Source organism: Pseudomonas sp. 2835, from assembly GCF_050435905.1.
Taxonomy (GTDB): Bacteria; Pseudomonadota; Gammaproteobacteria; order Pseudomonadales; family Pseudomonadaceae; genus Aquipseudomonas.
In genome coordinates this window covers 24,015-34,199 of record NZ_JBNDLE010000033.1, presented here as the reverse complement: position 1 = coordinate 34,199, position 10,185 = coordinate 24,015, and the positions used below count along the sequence as shown (strand labels likewise).

At 62.3% G+C, this 10,185-nt stretch carries 6 protein-coding genes; all 6 read right to left on the bottom strand.

Annotated elements, in window-relative coordinates; translation table 11 throughout:
* Positions 1-72: 72 nt before the first annotated feature.
* From ABIE20_RS27205 to ABIE20_RS27180, 6 genes are read right to left on the bottom strand one after another with little or no spacing between them, the layout of a single operon-like run.
* The gene (locus ABIE20_RS27205; RefSeq protein WP_429508623.1) at positions 73-3,990 is read right to left on the bottom strand and encodes a phage tail protein; all 3,918 of its coding nucleotides are present in this window, start codon (positions 3,988-3,990) and stop codon (positions 73-75) included.
* Between the two features lie 54 nt (positions 3,991-4,044).
* Complete coding sequence (locus ABIE20_RS27200) at positions 4,045-4,629, bottom strand: tail assembly protein (RefSeq protein WP_429508622.1); 585 nt, start codon at positions 4,627-4,629, stop codon at positions 4,045-4,047.
* Complete coding sequence (locus ABIE20_RS27195; RefSeq protein ID WP_429508620.1) at positions 4,626-5,408, bottom strand: C40 family peptidase; 783 nt, start codon at positions 5,406-5,408, stop codon at positions 4,626-4,628. The genes ABIE20_RS27200 and ABIE20_RS27195 overlap by 4 nt, the downstream gene beginning before the upstream one ends.
* 3 nt (positions 5,409-5,411) lie before the next feature.
* Complete coding sequence (locus tag ABIE20_RS27190; protein ID WP_429508619.1) at positions 5,412-6,113, bottom strand: phage minor tail protein L; 702 nt, start codon at positions 6,111-6,113, stop codon at positions 5,412-5,414.
* Between the two features lie 37 nt (positions 6,114-6,150).
* The gene (locus ABIE20_RS27185) at positions 6,151-6,498 is read right to left on the bottom strand and encodes a phage tail protein (protein WP_429508618.1); all 348 of its coding nucleotides are present in this window, start codon (positions 6,496-6,498) and stop codon (positions 6,151-6,153) included.
* On the bottom strand, positions 6,495-10,175 hold the full coding sequence (locus ABIE20_RS27180) for a tape measure protein (RefSeq protein ID WP_429508616.1): 3,681 nt from the start codon (positions 10,173-10,175) through the stop codon (positions 6,495-6,497). Before ABIE20_RS27180 ends, ABIE20_RS27185 begins: the two co-directional genes overlap by 4 nt.
* Between the last annotated feature and the right edge of the window lie 10 nt (positions 10,176-10,185).

The following is a 10,185-nucleotide window of genomic DNA, read 5'->3' as shown; positions in this document are numbered from 1 at the left end:
GGATAGGTGTGACAGAGGTGTCGAAAGTGACCACCCCCGCTGCGTCCTTGGTCCTGAATCCGTACAACGCCATCAGATCATCCTCCCCACGCCTGCGCGCTCGATGTAGTTCAGGTCGTAGACATACAGGCCGTAGTTGTTGAGCAGCACCGAACCATCTGCCGTCTGTCCGCGCAATGTCAGCGTCCCAGCTGGCACGTTGATCTCCAGCAACGGCAACCCTTGCGAGTTGACCGCAGCAGAGCGCAATGTCATGCCGAGAACGATCTCCTTGATGAACGCCTGACTGATAAACGCCTGGTTGATGAACACCTGGCCGTTCTGCACCACGAACGGCACAGAGATCTGGCCAGAAACCTCATCGACCACCGCAAAGCGCTGTGCGAATGCAAGGATCTCCGAGGTTTCCCCATTGCTGCCCACTGCCAATCCGGCAACTACGGTTCTGCCGCCGGATGTGGTCTGTGCCTTGATGGTCACCTGGGCGCTCACTTTCCCATCCAGGTTCACCACGGCCTGGCTGACCTGCTGAACCGAAGCGCTGGTCTCGCCGATCGAAGCTTCGAGCGTCTCCGTCTTGCGGGCCAGGGCCTGATCGGCATCCGCCAGGATGCGAACATCGCTTGCGGACTTGGCTTGCGACTTCTGGGCATCCAATGCGCTCAACAGGTCGCCCTCCCCCGTATCATCCCGGCCGGCGGTGTAAACCGCCTCGACAGAGGTTCGTATCGAAGCCACGGCCTGGTCGGTTGTCACCTGCGCCTCGGACACCTCCTGAATATCCGCCGCGTTGTCGTCGACCTCCGCCTTCAGTTGATCCAGGCGCGTGGCCGTGGCCTCGCTCTGGGTGGCCACCGCCTTTTCCAGGGTGGAAAGCCCGGCCGCGTTCTGCCCGACCTTGGCGTCAATCGCGATGAAGCGCTCAGCGGATGCCTGCTGCTCAGTTGCAAACACCTTGCGCTGCTCACTGATACCGGCCTGGGCGTCCCAGGCTGCGTTGGCGTCCGACATGCCGCCATCGTCGTCAACGTCAGCGCGCCAAGCTGCCTGCAGCGATTGCAGGCTTGTTGCCTGGGCGGTGACCACGCCGTCCAGTTCGGTAATGTCGGCCGTATTCTGTTCTACCTGCGCAGCAAGCCCATTGGCGCTCTGCACCACCTGCCCGATATCCAGCCAGTACAGCGGGTTCGGTGGCGCATTCGCCCCAGAAGGATCTGCCGGCACCGGCTGCTTGGCCTGGTACAGGCGCTGGCCCAGGCGAACAGCGTCATCCTGCAGGTAGGGTTTCGCCGGGTCATACTCCAGCGCGTCAACCAGGTTGCCGATCTGCTCCTGCAGCTGCTCGTTGAGCTCGCTCAGGCGGTCATTCACAGAGCCTGGGCCGTCGCCGGAGATCTTCTCGATCTCCTCACGCAGTACTGGGTACAGCGCGCCGTTGCCGATCTTGTCCTTGAAGTACTCCTCATACTCGCTCTGGTCAGAACTGGACTGGCCGTTGACGCCAACGCCAGCCGGAAACCACGGGCCGATGTTGCCGGTGCGGTCGATCAGGCGCGCCCAGAAGAAGAACGACACGCCAGCAGCCAGGCCGTGCATTTCGTGCTCGGCCTGCGGATAGGCGAAGTCGCCCAGCTTGATCGCGTCGTCCCGCGAGGTGGTCTTGCTGTACCAGATCTCCGTCCGCTGGGTGTCCTCGGCGCCAGCAGGGAAGCCCCAGGCCAGCTTGATGCCGTAGACCAGTGGCGTGGCGTTCAGGTGAGTGATCGCCGGCGGCGGGGTCGTCTTGCCTGCGACATCGGTAAGCACCGAGTTGGTCGGCATCGATGCTACATCCATGGCGCTGACGGCGCGCACGCGGGCCAGGTACTGGCCGGCATACACGCCGCGCACGTCGGCCGAGAGCTCGCCGGTGCGCGGCAGCTTGATCCAATCCCGGGCGCCCCAGCGCCATTCCACGTCATAGGCGACCGCCCCGGGCGCCGCGTCCCAGCCGATGACCATGGTGGTAACGGCCATGCCCTGCTCCACAGAGCTATGGCTGGTGATTAGCACGCGCGCCGGCGCGTCTTGCACGCCAGGCGGCAGCACGCTGATCGGACGGTCATCGATCACGGTGCCATAGTCGATGGCGTCGAATTTGCTCGGCTCGTGCTGGATCAACTCCAGCTGGAACTGGTGCCACTCCGGCCGCGTGACGTTGCGCACGTAGAACTGCATCAGCTTCAGGTCGTCATAGTCCAGCGCCCAGCCGCATTCTGCCTCGGGCACCTCGCTGTAGTCGGCCATCACCGTGACCTGCCGGCCGGACACCGAACGGATCTGCCGGGCCTCGGCCTTGCCGCTGGGCAGGTTGACCTGCAGGCGCGCGCCGACGGGCACCTCAGCATCGCGATCCAGGGTTATGACCCGGCCAGCAACAGCAGCAATGCGCCCGCCATTGGCCCGGCCGGACAGCATCGAATCCGCAACAGAAATCACCTTGCCCGGCTTTGGAATGTAGCCATCGAGGCCTACGCGCATGGTTGCGCCACGCACCTGCATCTGCTCAGTCAGTAGCGCCCACTGACCAGCGCGCTGGGCCTGGCCGCGAGACGTGCAACCCACGGCTTCGACAGAGATTTCACGCACGCCATAGTCGGCCATGGCCTCCTCATCAAACACCGGCTCCTTGTCGGTATCGAAGCCCTGGGCCGGGTCATCGAACGAGACCATGGCCAGGCTGTGCCGATCTCGCCATTTGCTGCCGGTGTACTTGATAGCGCCGTCGCCCAGGATCTGCGCACCGGTGTAGGTGTAGGCTGAATCCTGCGGCATGTCGGCGTTGACGACGATCTGGCTACCGTCCCAGAAGGCCAGGCCGTGAAATATCGCGGCCAGGTCCTGCAGTACCGCCCAGGCCTCGGCCTGCTTCTGTAGGTACAGATTGCAGGTGAAGCGCGGCTCCTGCCCGCCTTTACCATCCGGCACCATCTGGTCGCAGTACTGGGCAATGCGGTACAGGGACCAACGGTTGATCATGCTGGCATCGACGCGCTCGCCAAGGCCGTAGTAAGGATGCAGAGCGAGGTCGTAGAAGATCCACGCCGGGTTGTTGGTGTAGGCCTCCTTGAAGGTGCCATCCCAAATCCCGTTGCTGGTACCGGGGCCCGCCGTGGCATAGGTCCGGGTTGCCGGGTCATAGTTCATCGGCACGCGGATGATGCGGCCGCGCATCAGTACCGCCACCTTAGCGATATCGCCGCCGAACTGCTGGGCGTCGTACTCGAGGCAGCCAACGGCCGTCAGCGGGTATTCCTGATCGCTGTCGACGACTTCAGCAATGGCCTCCACCACCATGCCATCCTGCACCAGAGAGCTGTTGGCTTCAGGCGTCAGGCGCCGGGCGCGAATAGACCAGCGGCTACCGGCCGGCAACTCGATGCGGTGGGATCGCTCGTACTTGGTGATGTTCTTGCGGTCGACTTCGGAGGCCAATACCTGCAGGTAGGGGCCGCCATCGGTCGAGACATCAACGGCGTATTCGATGCGCACGCCATTGATGTTGCCGCTGGCATCTTGCGACTGCAGTTGTGGCCAGCTGAAGCGCAGGCGCACGGCATCGATCATGGAATTGGTGATCGAGTGCAGCCACGGGGTGGTGCTCCTCAGCTCCAGGCCGACATCGATCTCGTTGCTAGACTCGCTGATACCCGCCAGGCGTTCCTGGTCCAGTTCGCCCGAGCGAAACTGCCACTTAACGCCGGGGTAGTTGAGGGTGCCGTCCTCGGCCATGATCGGTGTGCCGGCGAGCTTGACCGAGCGCAGGCCGTTCACCGGGCCAACAATGGGGCCCCAGCTCCACAAGTAGACAATCCGCGCCGTGGAAATCGACGGCACGCTGTTCGAGGCAATGCTGGGTTGCTTCTGCTTCTTCTGCCCGCCCTTGCTGCCGACCACCCGCCGGCGGCTGCTCGCTGCCCGCCGCGGCTTGCGCTTCACTGCTGCGCCCATGCGCCCCTCCAGAAACGAAAAAACCCGCCGAAGCGGGTCAGGAATTGCCAGCTGTCAGAGCTGGTCTTGCGTGTAGATGCCGCCCGACTCGACGGCGCCGCCGATCTCGCGCTCGCCATACAACACCGGATACGGGTTGCCCTGGGCGATGGTGGTCACCGCCGAGCCGAAGCCATACGAAGGGTTGTTGCCGTCCTCGTTGCGGTCGAGACTGCCGGTCTTGGCTGTAGGTGACAGCATCTGCACCACCCCGCCCAGGGCCAGAGCACCCCCGCCCGCGATCAAGGCCATGCCTGGCCCGGCCGACAACCCGCCGTTGAACATGCCAGCCACCACCAGCACCGCACCCAGTACCACCTGAAACAGGCCAGCCTGCTTGCTGCCCTGAATGATCGGCGCGATGCGGATAACGCCGTTGTCATCACCCACCAAGTCGAGCTCCTGGTTGTCCAGGTTGCGCGTATCCGAGAACACCGTGAACACCAGGCCTCGCTCCTCGCCGGTGGTGATGAACTTCTCGAAGCCCGGCACCATCGCGCAGAGAGCCCCGATCGCGTCACGCACGCTGTGCACGTCGAGGATGTACTCACGGCCGAAGTTCTTGCGCAGCACCCCGTAAAGCTTGATGGTCCGTTTCATGGGCGATAGTCCTTGTGGCGCAGCACCAACCGGCAGCGGTTGGCCATCGACCAACCGTAGATGTCGCGGGAGGAAGAGCGGCCGGCCATGTGGTGGTAGATGAATGGGCCGCTCCCGCCCAGTGTCGGCGCGTCCTCGCTGATCAGCGCCGGCTCGTCGCCCAGGTAGATGGCCGCATGGTTCGGGTGGTAACACGGCCTGCCCGGGGACGGAACCATGAACACCAGCATGTCGCCGCGCTTGGGCGTGTCGACCTGGTAGAAGCCAGCGCCCGCAAAATTGTCCTCATAGAGGCTGGCCCCGTCCGGGTCTTCCCACCACAGATCCTGGCGCTCGAAGTTCGGCAGCTGCAGGCCAGCTTCACGGGCGTACCAATCGCGGCAGGCGCCCCAGCAGTCGAGCAGGCCATGGGCGAACTCGCGGCCCAGCAGCGGCGCCTGGTAACCCGAGGGCTTGAACCACTCCATATCACCGCCTGGCCAGCCCACGATGCCCCAGGGCACCTCGTGCAGCTCGCAGCTGACCCGGTCGGCCATGCTTGGCGTGGGTGCGGCGTCCGGGTGGCTGTGGATGATCGCCAGCAGTTCGCCGCGGTCCTCGGCCTGGGCCAGGTCCTCGTGGTGCAGGGTGAAGTGGTCGCGCGGCGTTCTGGCCAGGTTCCGGCACGGCACGTACTCGCGGCCCTGGTCGGTTTTGATCAGCACCCCACAGGCCTCGGCCGGGTGCTCGCGCTCGGCATGCTCACGGATCGCGGCCTGCAACTGTTGGTTGATGCGCATGGGTTACCTCGAACTGGCAATGAGACTGGCGCCCATGGAGCCGCCAAAGCGCCGGGTATTGCCCCGGGCCTTGCAGCTTTTCCAGCGGCCGCCGCAACGATCGAGCGCCGGGTTGTCCGTGGGCTCGTCCTTTTTGGTGAACATGGCCGACCCGGTATAGGCGCAGGCCTCCTGCCGGTACTGTCCACGGCAGGACCAGCGGCAGAGCTTGGTGATCTGCTGGCTGGGCAGCATCTGGCCGCCCAGGTCCAGCGGGCTGGAAAGCTGGAACGTCACCTGCTCGCGGTCTTCGTCGGTCTTCTGCTCGATGTACCAGAGGTTTTCCCGGGCCTGATTCGAGGCGTCGGGGTTGCCTTCGGGAAAGTTGGCGGCGTCCAAGAAGTGCCGAAAGGTCTCGATCACCTTCACCTTCGCGCCGGCCAGGTCCTTCAGGTGCAGGCACAGCGCCGTGACCGCGCCGCGCACGCCATCGATCTCGTTGGCCAACTGCAGTGTCGGGTTGGCCGGCCGGCCATCGCCGCGGATATCGAAGCCCTTGGCGTCGAGCTGTTGCGGCGAGTAAAGGTTGCCCTGCCAGATGATGTCGCCTTCCTGGGCATGGCCGTGGAAACGCATCAGGTTGCCGCCCAGGCGCGTGGCGTCCACCTCGAACAGCCGGATCTGGTTACCCGGCTCGAGCTTTTGAATGTCGGTGTTGAAGTTCATGGGGCCTCAGAAAGAAGAAACCCCGCTCTCGGCGGGGTCAGTAAGGGGTGAATACCTGCTTCATCTTGAAGCTGAGCGTGAATAGGCCAGCGCCCTTCGGGTCGAGCTTGTAGCCGTTGACCTTGTATCTCCCCTGGGTACCGCCGGGCGGAATCCAGAGGAATGACCGATAGCCCTCGTGGCGATCAAGGAAGTCACGGACCTCCCGCAGCTCATCGCCTGGCTCAAGGCCCCCGGTCATCTGGTGGTCCCAGTCTTCGGACTTGGTGTTGATCCCCGTGCCGCCCGACTGGGTGTAGCCATCGCCGAAGTCGTTCTCCCAGGTGCGTTGCTTGATATCGCCCGAGGCACCCACTCGGGTGCAAAAGCTAAATACCTCGGTCATGTTCTCCTCCACAGGATCCCGCCCTGCTGGGTCGCGCGGTAGAGCGCATCCTCGATCTTCTGGTCCAGAGCCGCGCCGACCGAATCACCGATGCGCTTCGAATCGTCCGCCGACGTTCCGGGCGGAACCTGGACAACTACATCGACCTTGATGGGCGGTAACCCAGTGTTCATGCCCCTGCCCGCATCGCCGGCATTACGCAGGTACTGGGTCAGGTCGCGGTTCTGGTTGGGGTTGAGCACGCGCTCGCCGCCATCGAGCAGCCAGGTACCCTCCCGCGGGATGCTGTCGATGCCGCTGTGAGCCATACCCATCAGCGCGGTTGATGCAACCCCGGCCACCATTGGTGCAGTAGCCATTGCAGCAGTTGCAGCAGCAGCCGGCGCAGCAGCTGGACCAATCATCGGGATTGCGGCAGTCGAGGCGTATGCCGCCAGCTGAGCTTGGAACGAAGCTGCCTGCGCATGCGCCACCAGAGCCAAGCCAGCAGAGGACTGTGTAGCTTTGCCGACCATCAGCTGCACGGCCTGGTACACCAGCCACTGGGCGGCCATGTCCGTCAAGGCGCCAACGGTTGCCTTGGCGAACCCGGTAACCATGTCCATCAGTGCATCCCCGGCATCCTTCGACCCGGTAGCCACGTCGGACATGAACGAACTGAGCTCACTCCTGGCGCTACCCAGCACTGAGGCTGTTGCATCAGCAGCCTGCGCCGAGTAGTCCTGGGCGTAATCAACGAAGTTTTGCCAGGCATCGCTGACACCATCCATCCAGTTGGATTGAGCCTCGTCCAGCCGGCTGTAGTAGTCCACCTGCAAGGACAACCGAGTAGCCAGCGCATCGCTCAATAGAGCGGTTTCTTTCTTGTAGTTCGCTTCAGCGTCCGGGTCGCCGGCAATCTCTGCCTCTTTGTACTCCTTGTACATCTCGCGGCGCTGCTTGTTGAAATCCTGCTCGATGCTGAGCATTTCCCGGAAGCGCTCACGGTACTTCTCGCCCCGACCCGCACCTGCAAGCTCCTGATCGAAGCCATCCTTCGCAGTACGGTTTTCTTCCTTGAGATTGAAGTCCAAAGCAGCTAAGCGCTTGGCGGCCTGGTCAGCCTTGAGCAGTGCCTTCTTGGCGTCGAGCTCGGCCGCATACCCTTCCAGCGATTTTTTCTGCAGCGAATTCAGATTTTCATACTTGCCGCTCGCAACCTCGAAGGCCAGCTTTTCGACTTCGGTTGCATTTTTGCGCTTATCGGTCGAGGTGTTCATCAGCTCGATCTGGCGCTGATAATTTTCCTCAGCGTCCGCGAACGTCTTCTTGAGCGACTTCATTTCTGAGGCGTGCTCTCGGGTCGACTTGGTCGCCGCCTTGTTAGCCTCATCCTGAGCCTTTGAAGCATGTGCCGCGGACAGGATCGCAATCCGGTCAGCTTCGGACAGATCCTTGTGCTCAGAAATGAAACGATTGGCCTCCTTGACCGCATCGTTGTTGTCTTGAAGCTTTACAAGCTTCTGCTGAATCGTCTGCAGATACTTCTGACCGGCCGCAGTTAGGCCAGATGTAGCATTTGTTTCCGCCGAAGCGGTTGCAACGCCTTTCGCCTGCTCGGCGATGAGCTGCTCGCGTCGCGAGGTAGCCTCTTTCACTGTCTCACTTTGAACTGACCAGGCCTCAGCCCCTTTTTTCAGGTCATTGAGGAGTGTCGGCGAAACCCCAGGAATTTTCGCAGCATCTTCAAGGATCGGAATCATCGATCCGCCGTTTTTTGCCACATCCTCGATGCGCTCGCTAAGCGCTTTGTATTCCTTCGCCCTCTGGATGACCGCGCCATTGCTCGATCCAGCGATACGAGCAGGAAGCCCAATTGAATCAGAACCCAGCACGCCTTTCTTGAGCGTTGCCTGGAGCTTGTCAAGTTCGCCTCTCGCAGCCTTGACTGCTTCTGCCTGTGCTTCACCCCAGCGCACCAAAGCACCAGCCCGCTGCTCTTCGGTCATCGCCTTGAAACGAGCGATTACGTCGTCCATTGGCCCGCGAAGCTGCTCAAGCCCCTCTTTCGCTTTGTCGCTACTACTTCTGAAGTCGACAAACGAAAGCGCCACCGCACCGGTAATGAACAGCAGGCCCAGCGGACCGCCCATCAGGGCCACAAGCCCGCGACCTGCAGTCGCCAGGGCGCCAAACGCACGGCCGGCAACCGTAGCCGATGCGGCGGCGGAGTCTGCAGCTCGGGAAGTGGCTGAAAGCGTGTTCACGACTGCCGTGGTTTCCCCGTAGGCAGCAACGGCGGCCGTCCGCATCGCATAGGCCTGACGAATCTGGACGGAGGCCGCTGTCGTGGTCGCGGCCAAGGCCTGTTCTGACTTTTCAACGCTTTTTAGCATTGCAACTTCAGCTTGCCTCAGCTCTGCCAGTCGAGTGAGGGACTTTGTACGTCCCACATCGGTGATCTGCGCGGCCAGGCGCTGCTGCTCAAGCTGTCGCTCGGCAACCAGCGCAGACTGCGTGGATTTGAGGTTGGCAAGTTCGGAAACTTGACGCGCTCGATCCGATGCGACCTTGCCTTCTGCGGCCTTGATTTCCAGCGCGGCGCGCTCCATGAGCGCCTTGGCATCGATTTGCTTCGCCTGCGCGGCCCATAGATCCTTCTTGGCAGTGTCCGCTGCAGCAGCAAGGGCTGCTTTACTTGCAGAGGCCGAATACAGAGCCGCCCCCGCCTGCTGGGCGTACCCACCAGCCACTCGGCCAAGCGCAACAAACAGCCCCGTGGTCAATACTTGGGATAGGGTATTCGACTCCTTCGTTATCGAGCTCATGACCGCCGGTAGGCTATTGTCGATCGCTTTCGAGAGGCCAACAAACTCCGCTGAGACCCTGGAACTTGCCCCGGTAGCCTGGTCAAGTTCGCCAATGAAATGCGTGAGCGAGTTGCTGATCTTGGTGAAGCTGTTCCCAATTGTGGTTGCGGTCTTGGCGAACAGTGCATCAACCGCGCCCGACTGGCTTTGCAAGGCCTTGACCACCGCCTGAGCGGTGAGCTCGCCAGCAGCACCCATCGCTCGCAATTCGCCAACGGTTTTCCCCATGCCGGCCGCAATGGCCTGGGAAAGCGCCGGAGCCTGCTCCATCACGGAGTTAAGTTCTTCGCCGCGAAGTACGCCCGACGCAAATGCCTGACCGAGCTGGATGAGGGCTGCGTTTGCGCTCTCTGCCGATGCCCCTGAGACGGCCAGAGTCTTGCTGATAGTGCCGACGATGCCGGCAACGCCCTCACCGGACAGTTTCAACGCGTCCTGGTTGGTGGCGATGCGCTGATACAGCTCGGCAGTGGCTGCTAATGGCTGCGCGGAGTCCTGAGCAATGCCGAAAACCGCCTTCTGCGCAGCTGCCAGCTCGGTGGAGTTACCTGTCACCAGCTTCAGTCGGTTCGTGAGCGTGCTGTATGCCTCCGTCGCGCTATAAACAGCGCTTACACTGAAAGCTGCCGCAAGCGGGCCTGCAATACGTGACGCGACTGCAGACAGAGAAAGGAACTGTCCCTGAAGGGCATTTATGCGCGATGCAGCAGCGTCAGCGGCAGCCCCGGTACTTGCAACGGATCTCGACGCCCTGTTCATCCCATCTTGAAAGCCGCCAATTCTAGCTATCAAATCGAGAGTCAGTGTGCCAAGGGAGCGCGACGCCATTTGCTTTCCT

What these genes read in the sequence shown, in the direction of transcription:
- ABIE20_RS27205 (WP_429508623.1), bottom strand. Translation starts at nt 3,990, where the DNA reads ATGGGCGCAGCAGTGAAGCGCAAGCCGCGGCGGGCAGCGAGCAGCCGC.
- ABIE20_RS27200 (WP_429508622.1), bottom strand. Translation starts at nt 4,629, where the DNA reads ATGAAACGGACCATCAAGCTTTACGGGGTGCTGCGCAAGAACTTCGGC.
- ABIE20_RS27195 (WP_429508620.1), bottom strand. Translation starts at nt 5,408, where the DNA reads ATGCGCATCAACCAACAGTTGCAGGCCGCGATCCGTGAGCATGCCGAG.
- ABIE20_RS27190 (WP_429508619.1), bottom strand. Translation starts at nt 6,113, where the DNA reads ATGAACTTCAACACCGACATTCAAAAGCTCGAGCCGGGTAACCAGATC.
- ABIE20_RS27185 (WP_429508618.1), bottom strand. Translation starts at nt 6,498, where the DNA reads ATGACCGAGGTATTTAGCTTTTGCACCCGAGTGGGTGCCTCGGGCGAT.
- ABIE20_RS27180 (WP_429508616.1), bottom strand. Translation starts at nt 10,175, where the DNA reads ATGGCGTCGCGCTCCCTTGGCACACTGACTCTCGATTTGATAGCTAGA.